This window comes from Neobacillus sp. YX16 (genome assembly GCF_030123505.1).
Classification (GTDB): Bacteria; Bacillota; Bacilli; order Bacillales; family Cytobacillaceae; genus Neobacillus.
In genome coordinates this window covers 3,777,781-3,799,184 of sequence record NZ_CP126115.1, presented here as the reverse complement: position 1 = coordinate 3,799,184, position 21,404 = coordinate 3,777,781, and the positions used below count along the sequence as shown (strand labels likewise).

The 21,404-nt window shown below is 39.6% G+C and carries 25 protein-coding genes; 18 read left to right on the top strand and 7 right to left on the bottom strand.

Annotated features, from left to right (window positions below):
• Positions 1 to 149: 149 nt before the first annotated feature.
• Genes QNH48_RS18540 through QNH48_RS18490 form a run of 11 tightly spaced genes read left to right on the top strand, consistent with a single transcriptional unit; the run spans position 150 to position 10,437 of the window.
• The gene (locus tag QNH48_RS18540) at positions 150 to 938 is read left to right on the top strand and encodes an enoyl-CoA hydratase/isomerase family protein (RefSeq protein WP_283951500.1); all 789 of its coding nucleotides are present in this window, start codon (positions 150 to 152) and stop codon (positions 936 to 938) included.
• Positions 939 to 955: 17 nt separating this feature from the next.
• Entirely contained in the window at positions 956 to 1,174 is a 219-nt protein-coding gene (locus QNH48_RS18535) for an acetyl-CoA carboxylase biotin carboxyl carrier protein subunit (protein ID WP_133367709.1), read from the top strand.
• 13 nt (positions 1,175 to 1,187) lie between these two features.
• Positions 1,188 to 2,552 (top strand): acyclic terpene utilization AtuA family protein, encoded by a 1,365-nt coding sequence (locus QNH48_RS18530; protein ID WP_283951499.1) that lies wholly within the window; start codon positions 1,188 to 1,190, stop codon positions 2,550 to 2,552.
• Positions 2,553 to 2,555: 3 nt separating this feature from the next.
• Positions 2,556 to 2,894 carry an AtuA-related protein gene (locus tag QNH48_RS18525; protein ID WP_283951498.1) on the top strand — a complete coding sequence of 113 codons (339 nt, stop codon included), beginning with the start codon at positions 2,556 to 2,558 and terminating at the stop codon, positions 2,892 to 2,894.
• Between the two features lie 17 nt (positions 2,895 to 2,911).
• On the top strand, positions 2,912 to 4,060 hold the full coding sequence (locus QNH48_RS18520; RefSeq protein WP_283951497.1) for an acyl-CoA dehydrogenase family protein: 1,149 nt from the start codon (positions 2,912 to 2,914) through the stop codon (positions 4,058 to 4,060).
• A gap of 19 nt (positions 4,061 to 4,079) precedes the next feature.
• Positions 4,080 to 5,231, top strand: a complete 1,152-nt coding sequence (locus QNH48_RS18515) for an acyl-CoA dehydrogenase family protein (protein WP_283951496.1) — start codon at positions 4,080 to 4,082, stop codon at positions 5,229 to 5,231.
• A 33-nt stretch (positions 5,232 to 5,264) separates the two neighbouring features.
• On the top strand, positions 5,265 to 6,803 hold the full coding sequence (locus QNH48_RS18510) for an acyl-CoA carboxylase subunit beta (RefSeq protein ID WP_481858505.1): 1,539 nt from the start codon (positions 5,265 to 5,267) through the stop codon (positions 6,801 to 6,803).
• A 45-nt stretch (positions 6,804 to 6,848) separates the two neighbouring features.
• Positions 6,849 to 8,363 carry an acyl-CoA synthetase gene (locus tag QNH48_RS18505; protein ID WP_283955815.1) on the top strand — a complete coding sequence of 505 codons (1,515 nt, stop codon included), beginning with the start codon at positions 6,849 to 6,851 and terminating at the stop codon, positions 8,361 to 8,363.
• A gap of 16 nt (positions 8,364 to 8,379) precedes the next feature.
• On the top strand, positions 8,380 to 8,817 hold the full coding sequence (locus tag QNH48_RS18500) for a MaoC/PaaZ C-terminal domain-containing protein (protein WP_283951494.1): 438 nt from the start codon (positions 8,380 to 8,382) through the stop codon (positions 8,815 to 8,817).
• A 49-nt stretch (positions 8,818 to 8,866) separates the two neighbouring features.
• A complete protein-coding gene (gene fadH, locus QNH48_RS18495) occupies positions 8,867 to 9,631 on the top strand; it encodes a 2,4-dienoyl-CoA reductase (protein WP_283951493.1) in 765 nt (254 codons plus the stop codon).
• Positions 9,632 to 9,660: 29 nt separating this feature from the next.
• Positions 9,661 to 10,437: an enoyl-CoA hydratase/isomerase family protein gene (locus tag QNH48_RS18490; RefSeq protein ID WP_283951492.1), complete on the top strand. Its 777-nt coding sequence runs from the start codon at positions 9,661 to 9,663 to the stop codon at positions 10,435 to 10,437.
• Positions 10,438 to 10,543: 106 nt separating this feature from the next.
• On the opposite strand, the gene QNH48_RS18485 is transcribed toward QNH48_RS18490, so the two are convergent.
• Positions 10,544 to 10,870: a winged helix-turn-helix transcriptional regulator gene (locus tag QNH48_RS18485; protein ID WP_283951491.1), complete on the bottom strand. Its 327-nt coding sequence runs from the start codon at positions 10,868 to 10,870 to the stop codon at positions 10,544 to 10,546.
• Between the two features lie 170 nt (positions 10,871 to 11,040).
• On the opposite strand from QNH48_RS18485, the gene QNH48_RS18480 reads away from it, so the two are divergent.
• Genes QNH48_RS18480 through QNH48_RS18470 form a run of 3 tightly spaced genes read left to right on the top strand, consistent with a single transcriptional unit; the run spans position 11,041 to position 13,633 of the window.
• The gene (locus QNH48_RS18480) at positions 11,041 to 11,892 is read left to right on the top strand and encodes a VOC family protein (RefSeq protein ID WP_283951490.1); all 852 of its coding nucleotides are present in this window, start codon (positions 11,041 to 11,043) and stop codon (positions 11,890 to 11,892) included.
• Between the two features lie 16 nt (positions 11,893 to 11,908).
• Positions 11,909 to 12,970, top strand: a complete 1,062-nt coding sequence (locus QNH48_RS18475; protein WP_283951489.1) for an LLM class flavin-dependent oxidoreductase — start codon at positions 11,909 to 11,911, stop codon at positions 12,968 to 12,970.
• A 24-nt stretch (positions 12,971 to 12,994) separates the two neighbouring features.
• On the top strand, positions 12,995 to 13,633 hold the full coding sequence (locus QNH48_RS18470) for an NAD(P)-dependent oxidoreductase (protein WP_283951488.1): 639 nt from the start codon (positions 12,995 to 12,997) through the stop codon (positions 13,631 to 13,633).
• Between the two features lie 89 nt (positions 13,634 to 13,722).
• Here QNH48_RS18470 and QNH48_RS18465 read toward each other — a convergent pair whose 3' ends face one another.
• A complete protein-coding gene (locus QNH48_RS18465; protein ID WP_283951487.1) occupies positions 13,723 to 14,046 on the bottom strand; it encodes a BC1872 family protein in 324 nt (107 codons plus the stop codon).
• Positions 14,047 to 14,393: 347 nt separating this feature from the next.
• On the opposite strand from QNH48_RS18465, the gene QNH48_RS18460 reads away from it, so the two are divergent.
• The 4 genes from QNH48_RS18460 to QNH48_RS18445 all read left to right on the top strand — a co-directional run bounded on the left by QNH48_RS18460 (position 14,394) and on the right by QNH48_RS18445 (position 17,766).
• On the top strand, positions 14,394 to 15,296 hold the full coding sequence (locus QNH48_RS18460; RefSeq protein WP_283951486.1) for an alpha/beta hydrolase: 903 nt from the start codon (positions 14,394 to 14,396) through the stop codon (positions 15,294 to 15,296).
• A 178-nt stretch (positions 15,297 to 15,474) separates the two neighbouring features.
• Positions 15,475 to 15,777, top strand: coding sequence for a hypothetical protein (locus QNH48_RS18455; RefSeq protein ID WP_283951485.1), 303 nt, complete (start codon positions 15,475 to 15,477; stop codon positions 15,775 to 15,777).
• A 196-nt stretch (positions 15,778 to 15,973) separates the two neighbouring features.
• Positions 15,974 to 17,038: an alpha/beta fold hydrolase gene (locus QNH48_RS18450; RefSeq protein ID WP_283951484.1), complete on the top strand. Its 1,065-nt coding sequence runs from the start codon at positions 15,974 to 15,976 to the stop codon at positions 17,036 to 17,038.
• Positions 17,039 to 17,349: 311 nt separating this feature from the next.
• On the top strand, positions 17,350 to 17,766 hold the full coding sequence (locus QNH48_RS18445) for a VOC family protein (protein ID WP_283951483.1): 417 nt from the start codon (positions 17,350 to 17,352) through the stop codon (positions 17,764 to 17,766).
• A gap of 319 nt (positions 17,767 to 18,085) precedes the next feature.
• Here QNH48_RS18445 and QNH48_RS18435 read toward each other — a convergent pair whose 3' ends face one another.
• From QNH48_RS18435 to QNH48_RS18415, 5 genes are all read right to left on the bottom strand, one after another.
• Entirely contained in the window at positions 18,086 to 18,799 is a 714-nt protein-coding gene (locus QNH48_RS18435) for a Dph6-related ATP pyrophosphatase (RefSeq protein WP_283951482.1), read from the bottom strand.
• 977 nt (positions 18,800 to 19,776) lie between these two features.
• Positions 19,777 to 20,139, bottom strand: coding sequence for a hypothetical protein (locus QNH48_RS18430; RefSeq protein ID WP_283951481.1), 363 nt, complete (start codon positions 20,137 to 20,139; stop codon positions 19,777 to 19,779).
• A gap of 57 nt (positions 20,140 to 20,196) precedes the next feature.
• A complete protein-coding gene (locus QNH48_RS18425; RefSeq protein ID WP_283951480.1) occupies positions 20,197 to 20,481 on the bottom strand; it encodes a hypothetical protein in 285 nt (94 codons plus the stop codon).
• 64 nt (positions 20,482 to 20,545) lie between these two features.
• A complete protein-coding gene (locus tag QNH48_RS18420; RefSeq protein WP_283951479.1) occupies positions 20,546 to 20,848 on the bottom strand; it encodes a hypothetical protein in 303 nt (100 codons plus the stop codon).
• Positions 20,849 to 20,934: 86 nt separating this feature from the next.
• A complete protein-coding gene (locus tag QNH48_RS18415; RefSeq protein ID WP_283951478.1) occupies positions 20,935 to 21,267 on the bottom strand; it encodes a hypothetical protein in 333 nt (110 codons plus the stop codon).
• Positions 21,268 to 21,404 lie beyond the last annotated feature (137 nt).

Sequence of the window (21,404 nt, the reverse complement as noted above, 5' to 3'; positions counted from 1 at the left end):
CAACTGTTCACTTTTGTTTGCAGTACTGTTCATCTTTTTCCTTCCAAAAAATGAACACAGTGCTTTGCCCAACATTTATTAGCTTCATAGAAATTTGGCACGGATATTGCATTATAAGAGATAAACAGAAATAAGGCTAAGAGGTGAAAATGATGGTTTATGAAACAATCCTCTACGAAGAAAAAGAAAAGGTAGCTAAAGTGACGTTGAACTTACCTGAAATGAGAAACCCATTAACGGAAAAGTCGACTAGAGAGCTGGTTCATGCGATTAGAAAAGCTGACCGTAATCCTGAAATTAGAGTGATTATCCTTACGGGTGCTGGAAAGGCCTTCTCAGCAGGCGGTAATTTAAATGACTTCAAGAAAAATCTCGAGAGAACTGCTCCGGATCTCTATTTTGAAGGCAAAGAGAGTACGGAACTGTTCAAGCTAGGTGCGGAAGTAACCACTCCATTAATTGCGAGTGTAAATGGTCCGGCATTAGGCGGGGGAACTGGACTTGTTGCCATGTGTCAGCTAGCTGTGGCATCAACAGAGGCGAAGTTGGGGTTAACCGAACTGAAGCTTGGTCTTGTACCGTTCGTAATTATGCCTTGGGTACGACGTGCGGTCGGTGATCGAAAAATGATGGAAATGATGCTAACAGCTGAAATCTATTCTGCAGAACAGGCAAAAGAGCTCAATCTCGTCCATCGAGTGGTCAGCCCAGTTGACCTTGAAAATGAAACATGGAAACTAGCTAAACAGGTCGCCAGCTTTAGTCCACTGGCTGTCAAGTTGAGCCTAGATGCTTTTTACAACACGGAGCAGATGGATTTGATTAAGTCATTTGATTATTTAACTACATTAAGGCTCGTGTCTTTCATGAGTGAAGATTTAAAAGAAGGCGCCTCGGCTTTTCTTGAAAAAAGAATGCCATCTTGGAATGGAAAATAAAAGAGGGAGTGAGTGATATGATCGAAATTTTATCTTCGATGTCAGGAAGCGTATGGAAAATAGAAGTGAAAGAAAATGATGTTGTGGAGGAAGGCGATGTTTTAGTCATCCTGGAGTCGATGAAGATGGAAATACCGATCGAATCGACACACGCCGGAGTTGTATCGGCCATCAAAACGTCAGAAGGAGAGTTCGTTCAAGAGGGCGATGTCCTTGTACAAATAACTACGGATTAGGAGGACAGATAAGATGAAAAAAGTAAGAATAGGTGCTGCACAAGGATTTTATGGCGATACAATCGAGCCGGCAGTGGCAACAGCGGAAAAAGGAGATGTCCAATATCTTTGTTTTGATGCCTTAGCAGAGCTTACGATGGCAATCTTGGTCAAGGATAAAAAGAAAAATGAAAATGGGGGTTTTACAAAGGATATTTCGCTGCAGATGAAAGCATTACTTCCATATGTAAAAGAAAAAGGAATAAAGCTGTTGACCAATGGCGGCGGCATTAATCCGGTTGGAGCACAGCAAGAAATCCTTCGAGTGGCCGGGGAAATGGGAATCAGCGGCTTAAAGGTAGCGGTTGTGACGGGGGACAATGTGATTGATAGACTTCCAGAGTTTCTAGAGAAAGGGTATCCACTGAATCACTTAGAAACAGGGGAATCAGTAGAGAACATAAAGGATAGACTCGAATTTGCCAATGCCTATATCGGGGCTCAACCAATTGTAAAAGCCTTAGCAGCAGGTGCAGACATCGTAGTTACAGGAAGGACGACCGATACGGCTCAGTTTTTAGCACCATTAATCTATGAATTCAATTGGGGAGAAGAGGAATGGGATAAGCTTGCCAGCGGAGTATTTATGGGACATTTGCTAGAATGTTCCGCACAATCGACAGGTGGGAATTTCAGCGGAAAATGGTGGGAAATCGAGGGCTTTGACCGGATGGGGTATCCGATTGCCGAGGTTTCGGAAAACGGTGAATTTATTATCAGTAAAGTGGAGGATCGAGGCGGTTTGGTAACCATCGATACGGTAAAAGAGCAGATGCTCTATGAAATCCATGATCCTTCAGCCTATATTACCCCGGATGTAATCGTGGATTTAACCAATGTTAAACTGGAAAATATCAAATCCAATCAGGTGAAAGTGACAGGGGTAAAAGGCCATCCGCGGACGAATACCTTGAAGGTAGTCATGGGCTATGAAAATGGATATGCAGGTCAGGTGATTGTCGGGTTTTCATGGCCTGATGCCATGATGAAAGCAAAAAAGGTTGATGAAATTATTCGCATTCAGTTAGAGCGGAATGGGTTGAATTATGAGGAAGTAAGAACAGACTATATGGGATATAACGCTTTAAGTGGTCCTCTGGCGCATGACAATCAAAGTGAACTCAATGAAGTGTTTTTACGAATGACCGTCCGGGCAAAAACAAAACAAGAGGCAGTTAAGTTTAGCCGCCTGTTCCCTCCGTTAGCATTGAATGGACCGCCATCGATGAGCGGTTTTACTGGGAATACAGCGCCAAGAGCTTTGCTCGGAATGTGGTCAGCCTTGTTACCGCGGGAAGAGGTTGAACGTCAAATCCAAGTAGAAGTCGCGGAGGTGTAACAGATGGCGATGGTAAAGCTGAATGAAATAGCTCAATCAAGGTCTGGCGATAAAGGAAACACAATCAATATAGGAGTTTTTGCTCCTAATCAGGAAATCTATCAAGTACTTTTAGCAGAATTAACTACAGTTTCAGTTAAAATGCATTTTTCTGGTCTGGTAAAGGGAAAAGTGACCCGCTACGAAATGCCAAATATCTTGGCAATGAACTTTGTTCTCAGCGAGGCTTTGGATGGTGGGGGTTCATCTTCACTTCGCCTTGATAACCTTGGAAAATGTTTTGGATCCAATATGCTTCGAATGGAAATCGAAGTGGACGATGAATTATTAATAGACCTATAAAAGTGAGGTGTACAGGTATGACATATGAACCGTATTTCACAGAAGAACATGATCAGCTGCGAAAAATGATCCGCAGTTTTGTTGAAAAAGAAATTTCACCTTTTGTTGATGAGTGGGAAGAACAAGGGGAATTTCCACGGTCGGTATTTACGAGAATGGGTGAATTAGGTCTACTAGGTTTACATTATCCTGAATCGGTTGGAGGTCAGGGAGGAGATTATTTTTCCGGTATCGTCCTAGCAGAGGAGTTGAATAAATGCGGTTGTGGCGGCGTACCGATGGCGATTGCGGTCCAAACCGATATGGCAACACCGCCTATCTTTAAGTTTGGAACGAAGGACCAGCATGAACGTTTCTTAAAGCCCGCCCTCAAAGGGGAAAAGATTGCGGCAATTGGAATATCTGAACCAAACAACGGTTCTGACGTAATGGGAATCCAAACCAGAGCAAGGCGGGATGGAGATGAATGGGTCATTAAAGGAACGAAAACATTTATTACGAACGGAACGAGAGCAGATTTTGTGACGCTTGTTACAAGAACCTCTGACGATCCTGGACCAAAAGGAATCACTCTCTTTCTTGTTGAAACAGACCGTCCAGGCTTCTCTGTCGGGAAAAAGCTGGATAAAGTCGGCATGCGTTCATCTGATACGGCAGAGTTAATTTTCGATAATGTCCGCATCCCTAACGAAAATTTATTGGGTGAAGTAGGAAAGGGCTTTTATCAAATCATGTGGCAGCTTCAGGGAGAAAGAATGATTGGTGCTGCTGGCGCGATTGGCAGTGCCGAACATGTGTATGAGCTGGCATTGAATTATGCGAAATCGAGGGAAGCTTTTAATCAGCCAATCAGCCATTTTCAGGTGATTGCACATTTGCTGGCAGAAATGAAGACGCAAATAGAAGTGTGCCGAGAACTGACGTATGCCACAGCTTATAGATTTTCAAAAGGGGATGTTCCCTCAAAGGAAATATCGATAGCGAAATTGGCTGCAGCCCAAATGAGTCATTGGGTAGCGGACCGGGCACTGCAGATTTTTGGCGGAAATGGCTATATGGCAGAATATCCGATTGAACGGGCCTGGAGGGACAGCCGTCTTCCGCGAATCGGAGGCGGTACCGATGAAATCATGAAGGAGATTATCTCGAAGCAAATCGGCTTGTAGCCAAGGGAGGAGGAGCAGGATGTCACACTGGATATTTACAGAAGAGCATCAGATGTTTCGTAAGGCTGTACGCTCTTTTTTAGAAAAAGAGGTGGAGCCAAATATTGAGCAGTGGGAGAAAGATGGTGAAACACCAAGAAGTTTATTTAAAAGAATGGGTGAATTAGGATATTTGGGGATTAAGTTTCCTGAAGAATATGGCGGCAGCGGATTGGATTTAATTATGGAAGCTGTGTTTACGGAGGAATTGTCAAGGTGTGGCGCCGGTGGTGTCGGTGCAGCGATTGGCTCGCACACGACCATCGCCATGACAAATATTTGGAGATATGGAAACCATGAGCAAAAACAAAAATACCTTGTTCCAGGTATTATGGGAGACTTAATCTCTGCGTTAGCAATTACAGAGCCAGGCGGTGGCTCGGACGTATCTGCCATTAAAACCACGGCGAAAAAAGATGGTGATTATTATCTCTTAAATGGCTCAAAAACATTTATCACAAATGGTGTTAATGCTGATTATGTGATCGTTGCCGCAAAAACGAAGGATGAACCGGTCCACAGAAATATAAGTCTTTTTATCGTAGAAACGAGTTCAAAAGGGTACTCTGTTGGAAAAAGTTTAAAGAAGTTAGGGTGGCGATCATCTGATACGGCAGAAATCTTTTTCGATGGTGTAAAGGTTCCAAAGGAGAACTTGATCGGCAACAAAAATGAGGGCTTTCTTTATATCATGAAAAATTTCCAATATGAAAGAATGACACTCGCATTAGGATGTATTGGAGCAGCTGAGAAAGCATTGGAATTGGCGATGAAATACAGTAAGGAAAGAATTCAATTTAACAAGCCATTATCAGAATACCAGGTGCTGCGCCACAAAATGGTCGATATGGCAGTTGATATTGAAAAAGCGAGGAACATCACTTACCGGGCACTTTATTTGTATAACAAAGGTGAAAACTGTGTTACCGAAGCAACCATGGCTAAGGCAGTTGCCACGGAAATGCTGAATCGCGTGGCAGATCAGGCATTGCAAATACATGGCGGGAATGGCTATATGATGGAATTCCCAATTCAGCGGATTTGGCGTGATGCTCGTATCCAAACGATAGGCGGAGGCACTACTCAAATTATGAACGAAATCCTTACAAAACAATTGGGAATCATTTCTTAACCCAGGAAAATGACAAAATACCACGCAAAGGATGTGCGGAATTTGGAACGTGAACGAAAAATCCTCGCCGAAAGAGAACGAATCTATAAAGGTGGACCAGATCATGAAAAGATTAAAAAAATAGGGAAGTTATTTGTTCGCGATCGTTTGAAGCTATATTTCGATGATGAACAACCCTTTTACGAAACGGGCTTATTTGCGAATGCAAATAAAGAAAAACTGCCTGCTGACGGGGTGGTGACAGGCACCGGGAAAATCAATGAGCGCTTAGTCTTCTTTATGGCCAGCGATTATACCGTCAAAGCAGGGTCCATTGGTAAGTACCATGGAGAAAAAATATTAAGGATTCAAGAGTCAGCCATCCGTGGAAGACGTCCGATTGTATATTTGATTGATTCATCTGGAGGACGTATTGATGAAGCTGGCGGGTACCATGTTGAAAAATACTCGGGAGGGAAAATTTGGTATAACCACAGCATGCTTTCTGGACGGGTTCCGCAAATCGCTGTCCTTTACGGACCATGTTTTGCTGGTACTGCCTATATGCCAGTATTTTCTGATTTCGTTGTGATGGTCGATAAGATTTCGGGGATGGCAATCGCTTCACCTCGAATGGTTCAAATGGCAACCGGGCAAAAGGTAGATGTGGAGGAGCTTGGTGGTGCCACTATGCATACAACGAAAAGCGGCTCAGCCGACTTTATTGCGAAATCAGAGGAAGAGGCCGCTGAGATTGTGAAAAAACTGCTAACTTATCTTCCGGATTATTTTGAAGGGAAAATACCTGAATTACCGGCCGTCGAGCCAAAGCGTTCTCCGGAAGAGATTGATAATATCATCCCAATGGAGCCTAACCGTGCCTATGATGTTCGCAAATTAATAGAAGCTATCGTGGATGGTGATAGTTTCCTAGAAGTAAAAGCCAACTACGCAAAAGAATTGGTGACAGGATTTGCGAGATTGAATGGGAAAACAGTGGGAATCGTCGCCAACCAGCCTATGCAAAAAGGCGGAGCGATCTTCCCTGAATCCTCGGATAAAGGAGCGAAATTTGTCTGGACCTGCGATGCCTACAATATCCCTCTCCTCTATTTATGTGATACACCGGGATTTATGGTCGGTACAAAAGTAGAGCAGGAAGGGATTTTAAGAAAAGGGCGCAATTTCATTTACGCCAGTTCAACCGCCAATGTTCCGAAAATGTGTGTGATTGTCCGTAAAGCATATGGTGCGGGAATTTATGCGATGGCAGGACCAGCCTATGAACCAGACACCACCATTGCACTTCCATCAGCGGAAATCGCAATTATGGGTCCAGAAGCCGCAGTTAATGCTGTTTATTATAATAAAATTCAAGCTGTAACCGACCCGGAAGAAAGAGCGGCATTGATTCAAGAGCTTCGGGAAGAATACCGGGCAGGCTATGACATTATCAAACTATCTGGCGAACTTGTCGTGGATGACTTAGTGGTTCCGAGTGAATTACGAAAAGAATTAATCAGAAGATACGAAACGTTTGAAAATAAAGATTTTCCACTTCCAGCCAAGAAGCATTCCACTATTTTAAGTTAGATAGAAGCATTTTCCAAATTTACTAGGGGGTTGAGGTGGGCTTTGGTGAAAGGAATAGGGAACTGGTTGGTTAAACATAGTAAGCTCCGGCCTGACAGGCTTGCACTTGTCTACAATGAAAAAAGATTTACGTATTCAGAATTAAATGAGAGGGTAAATCGATTATCGAATGCTCTTATTTCTATAGGGGTAAGAAAAGGCGACCGCGTTAATGTACTTTTATTCAATACGAACGAAATACTAGAATCAATGTTTGCCTGTGCAAAAATAGGAGCTATTTTTGTTCCGATTAATTTCCGGTTAAGTGTGGAAGAAGTTCTTTATATTGTGAATGACTCAAGGTCGTATCATTTCATTTATGACGTCAGGATGAAATCATTAGTCGATGAACTGAGGTTGAAAGAATCTAGTTTGCTCGAATACATCCACGTAGGTAGTAATCCTAGTGAAAAGGATTCTGTTTATGAGGATTTAATCGCGAATGCCTCAAATGAAGAACATGATTATGATATTCGCCTAGACGATGTTCAAATGATGATGTACACATCAGGTACGACTGGGAGAACAAAAGGAGCCATGTTAACCCACGGAAATACACAGTGGAATGCCATCAACATGATTCAAAGTATTCCGGTTGACTCCATGGATATTACGTTGTCAGTAGCACGATTATTTCATATAGGTGGAATGAGTGTTTTTACAACACCATTAATGTATAAAGGCGCAACTATTATTTTGGAGGATCTTTTTGATCCTAGTAGAGTCCTCCAAAAAATCCATGATGAGCGAATTACCTGTTTATTCCTTGTCCCTGCCATGTGGCAGGCATTAACAAATGTCGAAGGCTTTGAAGCATATGATATTTCATCACTAAGATTTGCAGTATCTGGCGGCGCACCATGTCCAATAACGGTTATTGAATTTTTCCAAGAACGGGGTATACCTTTTTATGAGGGGTTCGGTCTAACAGAAACAGCTCCATTTGTCAGTATACTCGACAAAGAAAATACAATCCGAAAAAATGGCTCAGTTGGAAAGGAGCCAATCCACACTAATGTCCGTATCGTTGATCCAACTGACCGTGATCTGCCCCCAGGCCAAGTTGGTGAACTTATTGTCAATGGTCCGAACGTGATGGCTGGATATTGGAATAAACCTGAGGAGACGAAACAAGCCATTAAAAATGGCTGGTTCTATACCGGTGACCTAGCGAAATTTGATTCGGAAGGATTTATTTATATCGTGGACCGTAAGAAAGACATGATTATCACAGGTGGAGAGAATGTCTATCCAATTGAAATTGAACAGGTATTATATCGACACCCGAACATAAAGGAGGCCGCTGTCCTTGGTTACCCGGATGATAAATGGGGAGAGTCAATCAAAGCAGTCATTGCGTTGAAAGATATTAGCAAGCCTCTTAACGTTCATGACCTAGAAGAATTTTTAAATGGAAAAATTGCAAGGTTTAAATTTCCTAAACAGGTGGAGATTGTTGAAGCATTACCCCGTAACGCAACTGGAAAAATCCTTAAAACGGTATTAAGGCAAAGAGTTTAACGAAAGGGTGGAAAAAATGTACGATAAATACTTTGAGAATTTTGAAGTAGGCGAACAATGGAAGTCAAGAGGGCGGACGATTACGGAAGCGGATATCGTAATGTTTTCAGCGTTAACCGGTGACTATTATCCGCTGCATACCGATATAGAATTTGCTAAAGATTCCTTTTTTAAGCAGAGGATTGCTCATGGAATGTTGGTGCTTTCCTTTGCCGTAGGACTTACAAAGATGGAACCTGGCATTGTGGCAGCTAATTATGGGATAGATAAACTTCGGTTTATTCATCCCGTATTTATTAACGATACCATTCATGTTGAGCTTGAAGTCATAGACCTCGAGGATAAAGGCAATGGTACGGGTGTGGTTACCGTGAAACAGACTATCGTGAAACAAACAGGTGAACCATGTATTGTGGGAATTTCAAAAGCATTAATTAATAGAGAAAGATACTAAATAAGAGGGCTCTCTATTAAAGGGGAAAAATAAAAAGGGGTGAGCAAACATGAAGGATCAAGTTGTGATTATTACCGGCGGTTCAAGTGGAATGGGTAAGGCAATGGCCAAGAATTTTTTAGAAAAAGGGGCACATGTCGTCATCACTGGACGAAATGTCGAGAGATTGGAAGAAGCAAGTCAAAGCTTAGAGCGGTTTGGTGGTAAGGTATTACCGATTCAAATGGACGTTCGTGATCCTGAAAAAGTTCAGTTGATGGTTGATGAAACGGTAAAAACCTTTGGCAGGATTGATCACCTCATTAATAATGCTGCCGGGAATTTTATCTGTCCAGCAGAGGATCTATCTATTAATGGCTGGAATGCGGTCATTGACATCGTTTTGAATGGTACATGGTATTGTAGTCAGGCTGTTGGAAAGCACTGGATTAACACACAAACTAAGGGGAGTATCCTCAACATTGTCGCTACATATGCATGGGGTGCTGCGGCCGGAGTCATTCATTCTGCCTGTGCAAAATCGGGCGTATTAACGATGACGAGAACGCTGGCTGTGGAATGGGGAGAAAAATACGGTATCCGTGCCAATGCGATTGCCCCTGTACCAATCGAAAACACAGGAGGAGCAGATAAACTTTTCGGTTCAAACGAAGCCTTACAAAGAACGATTGAAAGTGTTCCACTAGGAAGAGTAGGCAAACCGGAGGAAATCGCTCATCTAGCAGCCTTCCTGCTTTCACCGAATGCTGATTACATCAATGGTGACTGTATCACAATGGATGGCGGTCAATGGCTTAAACACGCTCATTTTTAATAAGAGAAACCAATCAGGAGGGATAAAGAATGGAACCACCTGTATTATACAAAAAGGAAGGAAACAAAGCGTATATTACGTTTAATCGACCCAAGGTATTGAATGCTATGACACCGGATGGTTTTGAAATGATCGGCCGTTATTTTATGGAGGCACAGAATGACGATGATATCCGGGTAATCATCTTAACCGGAACAGGAGATAAAGCCTTTTGTTCAGGCGCGGATTTAAAGGAAACGATTCCATTATTACTTGAAGGAAAACTTGATCAAGAAAAAACAGAATCAGCGATGCTGAAAAATGTCCCTGTCTGGAAGCCGATAATTGCAGCCGTTAATGGATTTTGCCTCGCTGGTGGGATGGAAATTTTAGAGGCAACAGATATTCGAATTGCTGCCGAGGAGGCAAGATTCGGACTTCCGGAACCGAAATGGTCCATAATGGCCGCTGCTGGTTCGCTTGTAAGACTAGTAAGGCAAATCCCCTATTGCCGGGCCATGGAGATTCTTCTTACAGGAGAGCAGTTAACAGCACAGGAGGCAAAGGAAATTGGGCTAATCAATAGAGTTGTGGCTAAGGAGCAATTAATGGAAGAAGTAGAAAGAGTAGCAGAGATTATTTGTAACAATGGTCCAATTGCAGTCCAAAGTACAAAGAAAGCCGTATTGCGTTTACTGAACCTGCCTATGGATCTCGCCTTCCGTGAAGAGTGGAGTTATTCAGAAGAGGCGTTTAAAAGTGAGGATTCAAGAGAAGGGATACGCGCTTTTATTGAAAAGCGTTCACCGAACTTTATCGGAAAATAGACAAGAGCAGGAACCTTATTGAGGTATCCTGCTCTTATTTGTTAGTAAACGAGAATGTCTTTTTTTGTTCTATTTTTTTCTTACATAAAAAGTTATGCTTCGGCATTTATGATAGCTCAGGTTCCGGCTTCACCCAATGTTGGGACCAGCTCTCTATTTCTCGTAAGACCGGTTCTAGTGAACGACCTTTTTCCGTTAATGAGTACTCAATAATCACTGGTGTTTCAGGTATAACCTCACGTTTAACTACTCCTTGATGTTCTAAATCCTTTAAACGATCGGATAATACTTTACCACTTATGCCTATAGCGGACTGAATTTCAGTAAACCTTTGCGAACCTGATAATAGCTGATAAATAACTAATGCACTCCATCTTTGACTGAGTAGTGAAATGGCTTTTTCAAATTTTGGACATATAGTAGGTTGTTTCATACTACATTACACCTCTCTTATTTATAGTATACCACAAAATGTTATTCGATAACAAAAGTAAATCTAGTTACTTGACAATATTTAATAACATTAATATACTTACTTACATAAAGTAACTAACTATTCAATTGAACATAAGCTGATTAATAATCGACTATAGGAGGGCTATTATGGGATTTCATAGTAAACCAACGACATTTGTGGGGCATGTAAAGATTAAGGTGGAAAATTTAGGACTTTCTTTAAAGTTTTATCAAGAGGCACTTGGTTTTGATATTTTAGAGCAAACAGCTTCAACAGCAAAATTAACAACTGACGGTAAAACAAGTATATTGTCACTTGAACAACCAGCAAATGCAATACCCAAACAAGGAAGAACAACAGGTTTATATCATTTCGCTATCCTTTTACCAGAAAGAACGGATTTAGCCAATATTGTGATTCACTTGGTGAACAAGGGGATAAAGTTTGGGTCTTCGGATCACCTTGTAAGTGAGGCATTGTATTTAAATGATCCAGATGGAAACGGTATCGAGATTTATATCGATCGGGTTCCTTCTGAATGGAGCTGGAAAGGCGAAGAAGTGGCTATGACAGTTGACCCGCTTGATTTTGAAAATCTATTGACTACTGTTAAACCAGGTGGAAAGTGGCAGGGAATGCCTGAAGGAACGGTAATGGGGCATATTCATTTACATGTTTCTGAATTAAAGAAGACGGAAGAATTTTATGTAAAAGGACTTGGATTTGATGTGGTCAATCGATATGGCGGGCAGGCACTATTTCTTTCCTCTGGAAAGTACCACCATCATATTGGGGTCAATACATGGAATGGAGTAGGCGCACCAACTCCTTCCCTAAATAGTGTAGGTTTAGAATCTTTTACACTCATATTGCCTAATGAAGAAGCACGTAACAAATGCGTATCTAATTTGAAAAAGATTGGTGCCAATGTTATGGAAGTAAACTATTCTTTTATAACTCATGACCCTTCTGGAAACAAAGTCGAGTTATCAATTTAGATAAGGAGGACTCCGAGTGTCTACTAGTAATCATAACGGCATTGAAATAGGAATTTATACACTTGCTGATATCGGTCCGGATCCCTTAACGAACGAAACGATAACACCCAAGCAACGAATGAGGGAAATGATTCAAGCTGCAAAGCTTGCAGATGAAGGAGGTCTAGATGTTTTTGGGGTAGGGGAACATCATCGTTTGGATTATGCTTCCTCCTCTCCAGCAGTCATTTTAGCTGCTATTGCACAAGCAACAAGTCGAATTAAACTAACAAGTACTACAAGTGTGTTAAGTACGCTTGACCCGGTTCGATTATTCGAGGATTTTGCCACATTGGATTTGCTCTCAGATGGTCGTGCAGAAATCTTGGCTGGCCGAGGAGCATTTATAGAATCATTCCCGCTGTTTGGATACAGCACCAACGACTATGATGAGCTTTTTACCGAACATATGGAATTGCTATTGCAACTAAATAAAAATGAAAGAGTCAGTTGGTCGGGTGATTTTCGTTCTCCCTTAAGGAATGCAGAAATTTCACCACGACCTATACAAGAGCAAATACCGATTTGGATTGGTGTTGGAGGGACACCTGAAAGTGCCGTACGAGCTGGAAGATTTGGGGTTGGAATGGCGCTGGCGATTTTAGGGGGAGACCCATTACGTTTCAAACCGCTAGTGGACCTTTACCGTAATGCGGGAATGGAGGCAGGTCATTCACCTGAAGTTTTAAAAGTGGGTGTAACAGGACATGCATACATTGCTGAAACGACGCAGCAAGCAAAAGACGAGTTCTTTCCTTATTATTCAAATTATTGGTCCTATGTGAATCGCCAAAGAGGAATGGGATCAAGGATGTCTAGGGCCGACTTCGAGCATATGGCTAGTCCAAATACTGCCTTGTTCGTAGGAAGTCCGCAGCAAATTGTCGAGAAGGTTCTTCAACAACATGAGCTTTTTGGCCATAAACGTTTTCTAGCGCAAGTGGATATAGGCGGGTTACCTTTTAATAAAGTAGCCAAAAACATTGAATTTTTGGCAACTGAGGTTGTTCCATCGATAAAAAAGGCAACAAGCAACTAAATTATTTCATTGGAGGAAATCATTATGAACATCGCAGTTATTGGAGCAAGTGGAAAAGCAGGAAGTCTAATTTTGAATGAAGCAGGAAGCAGAGGGCATAACGTAACAGCGATTGTAAGAAATGCTTCTAAACTTCAAGATAAAAATATTGCAGTCATTGAGAAGAATGTATTCGATTTAACATCTGATGATTTAAGTGAGTTTGATGTTGTTATTAATGCCTTTGGCGCGCCGCTTGGAGAAGAACAAGCACATGTGGATGCGGGTCATTCTTTAATTGAGGCGTTAAAAGGAACAAATACAAGATTAATGGTTGTCGGAGGAGCTGGAAGTCTTTTTGTCGACGAGAACAAAACAGTAAGAGTAATTGATACTCCTGAATTTCCGGATTTCGTTAAACCAACAGCTAAAGGTCAAGGAAGGAACTTGCAAGAATTACAGGATACAACTGACTTAACATGGACATTTGTTAGTCCTTCGGCTGTATTTGATGCGGAAGGAAAAAGAACAAGATCTTATCAGTCAGGGAAAGATCACCTTCTTGTTAATTCCAAAGGGGAAAGTTATATCAGCTATGCTGACTTTGCGATTGCAGTAGTAGATGAAGTTGAAAATCCTAAGCACCTGAACGAAAGATTTACTGTTGTAGGTGAAGCGGAATAATAGATATAAAGAGTCCTGAGACCAATCAAGTGTCTTGGGACTCTTTTTGCTATCTTTTTAATATAAAATGGATAAATTTCACAAACCCGTTAACACAGAGTGCTCCAGATTCTAGTGGTGTTGGCGACGGAGTGTTGTTCAATGATGGAATAGGCTGCATTGGTAATAGCTTGTGATAATGTTTCACCTTTCGCGCGGATGTTATTGAAGCTAACTTCGGATTCTCCTGCTGTTGAAAAAGTAAAACCGAATTCCTCTAGTCTTTTAACGATTAGCATGGCATGTTCAAGGTTTTGCTCAGGTTGAAATTCAGAATCATGGATGAAAACACCTTTTTCATAATCAAACCAGCGATCCCATCTGTTTAACTTCCAACCTAAAATTCTTCGTGCGATTGAATCCGTTTTGTTCATTACTATTACCCCTTTTCTTAATGTTATATAACAGTTTGTTTATTATTAGTTATTATATAACACAACGAATTAAACGACCACAATTTTTTTAAGAATATTAGATAATTTTTTCGGTATGAATTTGTAATTTGTTGTACCTACTTGATATTTACCTTTTTCAGAGTTTTGAAGGGATGAAATAACTTAGCCCTGGCTCAACTTAATTGATAACGCGCTTTTTCCGAAAAATTATCAAAAGTGACCAATCGCCTGAAATCATTTTTTGGTAAAATTAGGTGTAAAGGAAAATGAAAAATACTTTTTCACTAAATAGTTATTCATTCTTGTGATTAAAGGAGAGGATTGTTTTGCCAAGTGTAAGCAGTTATTTTATTAAAAAGGGTATAAAAGCAGGTGCAAAAAAACTTAAATTGGAAGAAAAGAAAATTGAGGAAAGTAGACAGATAATCGATTCATTTGCACGGAAATTCTCCAAATTGCCGAAAAATTGTAAGGTTGAAAAAATTCAAATTGAAGGAATTTACGCTGAGTGGATTTTAAATAATCAAACAAAAGAAGATAAGGTGATTCTTTATTTACACGGAGGAGGGTATGGTTATTGCTCAGCGGAAACCCATCGATCGCTGGCTGCGAGAATCATGATGGAAGCAGGTGTAAAAGTCCTCATGCCGGAATATCGACTTGCACCTGAACACCCATTTCCCGCAGCCATTGAAGATACTATCATGATCTATCGATGGCTTCTAAAGCAGGGCTATGATTCTTCGAATATCATCTTTGCAGGTGATTCTGCAGGAGGGGGCTTATCGGTGTCAGCCACGTTGGAGCTTAGAGATCTATCTGAATCGCTTCCTGCAGCCCTAGTATGTCTGTCTCCCTGGGTTGATTTAACAAGCTCGGGTGTAAGCTACAGGGAAAATAGGGAAAAAGATCCGTATTTAGTGGAAGAGCTTGTACGAAAAACCGCTCAAGCTTATGCAGCTGATGAGTCTCTTGACAATAGATTGATTTCTCCCGTTTTTGCTGATTTTAGTGGATTTCCGCCAATGTTCATCCAGGTAGGAAGTATTGAAATTTTGTTAAGCGATGCGGAGTTGCTTGCGAATAAAGCCCGACAGGCGGGAGTGGAGGTCCATCTTAAAGTCTGGGAAGGTAAGTGGCATGTATGGCAAATAAGCAATAAATTACCTGAAGCTAAAAAGGCAGTGAAAGAAATTGGTAACTTTGTAAGGCAGTTTTCGCACTATTAAAACATTTTAAAATTGTTCTCAGAATCTTCGAATTGCTCTATTGTAAGTTACTATTATTCAATGTAAAATACAGGTAAATGGTAATGAATGAGTATTCATTCATGCGAGGAGGAATGACGTAAAAAAGCTAGAAAGTGTGAGTTGGAGTACATCAATATTAAAACAGAGGTGAGAGAGCATGTCCGAAAATAATCCTTATGATTCATTGAGACAAGTAAGTGAAATGTGGGAAAAAAGTTTGAATGGATTACTATTTCAATCCCTTAATAACAACCCATTGATCCAAATAACAAAGGTTGGCATTCAGGCAAATTCTAGATTTATAGAGCTGTTAAAAAGAAATCGGGAATTAATGGCTAATTATATGAATCTACCAACCAAAAATGATGTAGCCAATGCAGTCAAACAAACGATCCAGGCTGAAGAAAAAATAGATATTCTGAAGAGCAAATCTGGAATTTACAAGAAAGCTTTGCTTTAGCTACAGAGGAACAAAATAAAATGCTTGCTGAAATCTTAGAATTCACCAAACATCTCCACTCGGAATGGCAAAAAGCATCATAGGAGCTTACTAAATTAACTAAAATGCAAAATGAGTTTGATGAGATTAAGAAGCTTTTGCAGAAAGAAAAAGAAGAACCAGTTCTGATAAGAAAATAATGGTGAAGGTGGAATAAATGATGGAGGTTAAATCAATAGTAAATATCCCTGTTCTCAATCTTGAAACTGAGAAGCAGCGGTGGAACACTATTTATAAAGTATTGAGTGAACCAAAGCCTGATATTAAGTCTACACCTAGAAAAGCTGTCTGGAAAAAAAACAAATCTGTTTTGTGGTATCACCCTGCATCAGAGAAAAAGTATAACACCCCTTTGTTTTTAGTTTATTCATTATTAAATAAAGCGTATATTCTGGATATCTCTGAGGAAGGAAGTGTCGTGGGCAACCTTACAAAACAGGGTTACGATGTCTATTTGCTGGATTGGGGTTCTCCTGGCTTGGAAGACAAGGACCTCACTTTGGATAACTACCTTATTGACTATCTGGAAGTTGCGGTAAAACGAGCCATAAGACATTCTGGTGCAGAAGAAATATCTTTGGTGGGCTACTGTATTGGTGGAATGCTTTCAGCAATGCTAACATCACTAACCGATTTGCCAATCAAAAATCTCATTCTGGCAGCAGTTCCAATTGACTACAGCGACGCTATTGTTCCAAATAAATGGGTTAAAGCACTCCAAAACGGGACAATCAATTTTGACCGGTTTGCAGATGCTTACGAAGTGATTCCATCAGAGTTTTTATATGCAATCTTTATGGCGCTGCAGGGGTTTAACATCGGACCAACCATTAACCTGGTCACCCGTGCTCACGATCAAAAATATGTGGATAAGTGGCGGAATATGGACAAATGGATGAAAGATGCCGTTACGTTTTCGGGTGCAGCATTTAAGCAAATGATGAATGAATTATACAAAGATAACAAGCTTGTAAAAGGTGAAATGAAGATAGACGGTCAGAAGGTGGATTTAACCAATATTAAATGTAGTACATTAGTGATTACATCCACAAGGGATGAATTGGTGTTAGAATCTCAAAGCCTTCCAATCATGGACCTAATATCAAGTGAAGATAAAGCCTATCAGCATGTAGAGGCAGGGCATGTATCTCTGTGCCTAACCGGTCAGTTTGCTTTTGCGATTGATCCTTGGTTGTCGGTCCGTTCTACAAAAGTAAATTAATCAAAAATGATGCTGCAGAACCAAAAATGAAAAAAACTTAGTCTATTGAATTTTAACAGGTTCGATTTTCGGATACAAAATGGTAAAAGATAACCTATTAACAGTCTAATTCACGGAAGAATTGGACTGTTTCTTATTGTTGATTTGACTGGGTTTAGGATGAAAATGAAATATGGAAATGAAATATGGAAATGAAATCTTGGTAAAAAGACTATTTTAGACAAAAAGGGCAACTCTCCTTAAAAAACGTTAGTTTTAGCATTTTGACTGGGTTATATTGCTTGTGATAGTATCAGCAGGAGGTGATAAAAATGGCATTTCAATCCAAAAATATCTTTATCAATCTACCTGTGAAAGACATAAACAAGTCAACCAACTTTTTCAAGGAATTAGGTTTTGAGTTCAACCCACAATTCTCTGATGAGACCACATCTTGTATGATTATCTATGACAATATCTTTGCTTTGATCATGGTAGAAGAACGTTTCAATGGGTTTACCAAGAAGGAAATTGCGGATACTACTACTTATGCCGAAGCGATTTTCTGCTTATCAGCTGAAAGTCGGGAACAAGTAGATGAGTTAGTTAGTAAGGCATTGTCATCTGGTGGAAAATCCTATAGCGACCCTCAAGATCATGGTTTTATGTATGGATGGGGCTTTCAGGACATTGACGGTCATATCTGGGAAATCGTTTTTATGGACGAAAGTGCACTTAATCAAGGATAACTTTATGGGGAAATTCCTACTAAGTAGACAATATGAAGAATTGTCATAAACATTTTATACTAATCATAGAAGGCTCAGGGCTAATGCTCTGAGCCTGAATGATTTAATTGGAAATAATCAAAGCTTCTACAGAAAAGAACCATTATATTAATTTTCTTATTCAGTGATTTCCCAATGTGGATTCCATACTATCCCAAAGATGTCCATCAGAGTCTTGGAAGTAACCAGAGTATCCACCCCAAAAAGCTTTAGGAGCATTAGTAAATGGTGAATTGTCACCAGACCAAGTAAATGAAGTCCTCACTGATGGAAGTCTTCTTTAAAAGTTACCCATATCATCAGCTGTCTTATCCAGCTCCAAAGGCATAAAAGCATATTCCCCAATCCTAAAAATCGCACATTTACGAACGGGAATAGGATGTTTAAAAATGGGTCCATCTATTACTGTGGTGTGAAACTCTCCACCTTCACCACAGGGGTCAATTCCACGTTCTACAAGTTCCTTCACGAATTCATTGGTTAACCTTTTCCCTAAATCGTCTTCTCGCATTCCCAACGATAAATTTACCGTTACAATGATCGTTAAAAATCCTAGATTAATGAACTCTTCAACAGCTTCGAGATGATTCATTTCCCATAGAGGCATCCCAAGCTTTAATCCAGCATTTTGCGTAACCTTATCATGCCAACAGCCATGAGCAGGCATATCCAAGTCACCCGTTACTAACACTTCTGCTCCTTGGTTTTTAGATTTTTCTAAAAGGCTCATAAATACTTTTTCATAATCCGTCCAACTTGCAGCTGCAGTATATACAGGCAAACCAATGGATTTAGCTTGGGCACGTATAAGCTCCGGCGGTATTCCATGGGATCTCGAACGTTTTCCTTCTTCCTCCAGCATGACAATCAGTCCAACCGCTTCTCCTACCTTCATAGCTTTATATAGTGCTAAGACACTATCTTTTCCTCCGCTAAATGAAGCGATGAATTTTTGTCCAAGAGCACCATTTTTCCAATCTTTTATTTCCGTCATTCTTAAATTCCCCCTTTATTCTAATTACTTTTTTCCCCTCATATTTTATCTATCTAGATATGATGATAGTTTTCCTTTTATCAGGTTTCAATCCTTTTGCATAAAATTTCTAAAGTGCATTTAATCGGTACGAAACATTAGTTTGGAGACGCTCTTTTAAGTATGAAAAAGGAGATATATTTTTCTTGTATATTTCAGGTAAATCAAAAAAGTCCGCTATAAAGTTGAAGTAGTAGAAGGGTTAGTACAAAAAAATGATACTACCCATAATCAAACATTTTGGAAGGATGAAAAGAAATTGGAGGAATCGAAAGAAAGGGAATATACGCGTATTCGCTTTGTAGACGAAGTTGATACAAATGCATTATCTCTTTAAAAATTAAGAGAACATGGTTTAAAAGGGAATATTCAAGGTTCGAGGAAATTGACAGGGGAACTTCGGGATTATATTATATCATTCTTTGAACAAGATTTAACAGAAGGGTATTATCCAGATGAAGTCTTTGATACTTTAGAAGAAGGAACGCGTAAAAGGTTGTAGTAAATGTATATGAACGCAATCCTATCGCTCGTAAGCAATGATGAATCATTTTGGAGTACAATGTCAGATATGTGATTTAGATTTTGAAAAGACATATGGAGTAGTAGGAAAAGATTTTATTCATGTCCACCATATTAAGCCACTTCATGAGATACAATAAGACTATATAGTAGATCCAATAAAAGATTTAATCCCTGTTTGCCCGAACTGCCATGTGATGCTTCATCGAAAAGAAAATGGAGAGTATGTATCGATAGAGCAATTAAAAGAACATATTTTAAATATTACATAAAATGCCTAATGAAATTGGGTATTGTATCTATTTGCAACCTATTTACCGTTTATTGTACTTCTATATAGGATTAGCTTTTCACATTTCGGCTAAATAAACGATATAATAACTTAAAAAAGAGTGGAACAAATAATCCACTCATCTCTAATTTCTTCTAAATAATTTCACATCTGAAACATTATTAGGAATAAATGAAGTGGCATTAAAATCTCTATCTTGGGTAAGATTTTCAAGACGCCTAACGGCTTCATTAAACTCTTCCACAGTCAATTGTTTAGTTGCGAGCAGGGAAGTAAGGATGGCAAATGCAATTGGAGTCGTATCAACAAATACTTCTACTTGCACATCTACATCAGAATTGCCACTTTGTCCTATCGTATTAATGTTTTCACTGTTAATCCTTACATCATCTTTTTCGAGAGAAAGCGATTCAGAGGTGTTATTATTTGTCCTTGAATTTTGCCAACCAGGAAGGATTTTCCTGTTCCTACCTCTGTATTTATCCATTATTTCCACCTATCCTTATTGAGGGTGGAATACATTTATCCCACCCTCAATTGTTAATTATAAATCAACATCCACATCTGTATTTTGGTCTTGATCGTTGTCTTGGTCTTGATCAGATCTTACTCGTGCATTACTTCTGCTATTAAGTGCAATATCTACGCGAGAATTTCCTGAGTTATTGATTGTCGCTCTCGCAATATTTGTGTTTCTGTCAGTATTCCGTACTTCCGCATCTGCATCTGATTCTGATTGGTTGCGAACATCGTTTTCAAAATCAGTATTTACATCAACATTAACGTTTGTGTCATTACGACGGTTTCTTCCTGAATTTCTTCTATTCATTTTTGTAATCCCCCAATAATTTTAAAATTTATTAATAGAGTTTAAGAAATAGATATAAAATATCTTAAAAGTCAACATCTACATTGGTATTCTGATCTTGTTCATTGTCCTGCTCTTGATCAGACCTTACTCGTGCATTACTTCTGCTATTTAGTGTAATTTCAACGTTTGAATTTCCTGAGTTATTGACTTTCGCTCTTGCAACATTGGTATTTCTGTCAGTATTCTGTACTTCCGCATCTGCATCTGATTCTGAACGGTTGCGAATATCGTTTTCAAAATCATTATCAATATCAACATTAACGTTTGTGTTTGTGTTATTGCGGCGGTTTCTTCCTGAACCAGCTATATTTTCTCTTCTTGCCATTTTTTAATCCCCCCAAAATTTAAAGATTTATATAAAGAGACTAAGAAATATCTAATAGAATATCTAATAGAATATCTCTTAAAAAATCAATCTACATCCACATCCGTATTTTGGTCTTGATCATTGTCTTGCTCTTGATCGTTTCTAACACGAGCATTGCTTAGGCTGTTTAATACAACATTGACACGAGCATTACCTGAGTCATTGATAGTAGCTCTAGCAACATTGGTATTTCTGTCAGTATTACGAACTACTGCATCTGCATCTGATTCTGATACATTGCGAACATCGTTTTCAAAATCACTATCTACATCAATATCTATGTTAGTGTTATTATTGTTATTGTTGTTATTGTTATTGCGATTAGAACTTCTAAATCCACATTGATTTCCTTGATTATTAAATTGTCTTTGAATCATTTATATCCACCCCTCTTCCTTTACCTGTTAATCAGTTTATTCTTCAAATGCTTTAAGGAATGGACAAATTACCGAGGGACAAACACCTTTTTATTTGGGAATATTTCCAAAATAGTACGTTTTGTTAATGCGGATAG

What these genes read in the sequence shown, in the direction of transcription:
- QNH48_RS18540 (WP_283951500.1), top strand. Translation starts at nt 150, where the DNA reads ATGATGGTTTATGAAACAATCCTCTACGAAGAAAAAGAAAAGGTAGCT.
- QNH48_RS18535 (WP_133367709.1), top strand. Translation starts at nt 956, where the DNA reads ATGATCGAAATTTTATCTTCGATGTCAGGAAGCGTATGGAAAATAGAA.
- QNH48_RS18530 (WP_283951499.1), top strand. Translation starts at nt 1,188, where the DNA reads ATGAAAAAAGTAAGAATAGGTGCTGCACAAGGATTTTATGGCGATACA.
- QNH48_RS18525 (WP_283951498.1), top strand. Translation starts at nt 2,556, where the DNA reads ATGGCGATGGTAAAGCTGAATGAAATAGCTCAATCAAGGTCTGGCGAT.
- QNH48_RS18520 (WP_283951497.1), top strand. Translation starts at nt 2,912, where the DNA reads ATGACATATGAACCGTATTTCACAGAAGAACATGATCAGCTGCGAAAA.
- QNH48_RS18515 (WP_283951496.1), top strand. Translation starts at nt 4,080, where the DNA reads ATGTCACACTGGATATTTACAGAAGAGCATCAGATGTTTCGTAAGGCT.
- QNH48_RS18500 (WP_283951494.1), top strand. Translation starts at nt 8,380, where the DNA reads ATGTACGATAAATACTTTGAGAATTTTGAAGTAGGCGAACAATGGAAG.
- fadH (WP_283951493.1), top strand. Translation starts at nt 8,867, where the DNA reads ATGAAGGATCAAGTTGTGATTATTACCGGCGGTTCAAGTGGAATGGGT.
- QNH48_RS18490 (WP_283951492.1), top strand. Translation starts at nt 9,661, where the DNA reads ATGGAACCACCTGTATTATACAAAAAGGAAGGAAACAAAGCGTATATT.
- QNH48_RS18485 (WP_283951491.1), bottom strand. Translation starts at nt 10,870, where the DNA reads ATGAAACAACCTACTATATGTCCAAAATTTGAAAAAGCCATTTCACTA.
- QNH48_RS18480 (WP_283951490.1), top strand. Translation starts at nt 11,041, where the DNA reads ATGGGATTTCATAGTAAACCAACGACATTTGTGGGGCATGTAAAGATT.
- QNH48_RS18470 (WP_283951488.1), top strand. Translation starts at nt 12,995, where the DNA reads ATGAACATCGCAGTTATTGGAGCAAGTGGAAAAGCAGGAAGTCTAATT.
- QNH48_RS18465 (WP_283951487.1), bottom strand. Translation starts at nt 14,046, where the DNA reads ATGAACAAAACGGATTCAATCGCACGAAGAATTTTAGGTTGGAAGTTA.
- QNH48_RS18455 (WP_283951485.1), top strand. Translation starts at nt 15,475, where the DNA reads ATGTCCGAAAATAATCCTTATGATTCATTGAGACAAGTAAGTGAAATG.
- QNH48_RS18450 (WP_283951484.1), top strand. Translation starts at nt 15,974, where the DNA reads ATGATGGAGGTTAAATCAATAGTAAATATCCCTGTTCTCAATCTTGAA.
- QNH48_RS18445 (WP_283951483.1), top strand. Translation starts at nt 17,350, where the DNA reads ATGGCATTTCAATCCAAAAATATCTTTATCAATCTACCTGTGAAAGAC.
- QNH48_RS18435 (WP_283951482.1), bottom strand. Translation starts at nt 18,799, where the DNA reads ATGACGGAAATAAAAGATTGGAAAAATGGTGCTCTTGGACAAAAATTC.
- QNH48_RS18430 (WP_283951481.1), bottom strand. Translation starts at nt 20,139, where the DNA reads ATGGATAAATACAGAGGTAGGAACAGGAAAATCCTTCCTGGTTGGCAA.
- QNH48_RS18425 (WP_283951480.1), bottom strand. Translation starts at nt 20,481, where the DNA reads ATGAATAGAAGAAATTCAGGAAGAAACCGTCGTAATGACACAAACGTT.
- QNH48_RS18420 (WP_283951479.1), bottom strand. Translation starts at nt 20,848, where the DNA reads ATGGCAAGAAGAGAAAATATAGCTGGTTCAGGAAGAAACCGCCGCAAT.
- QNH48_RS18415 (WP_283951478.1), bottom strand. Translation starts at nt 21,267, where the DNA reads ATGATTCAAAGACAATTTAATAATCAAGGAAATCAATGTGGATTTAGA.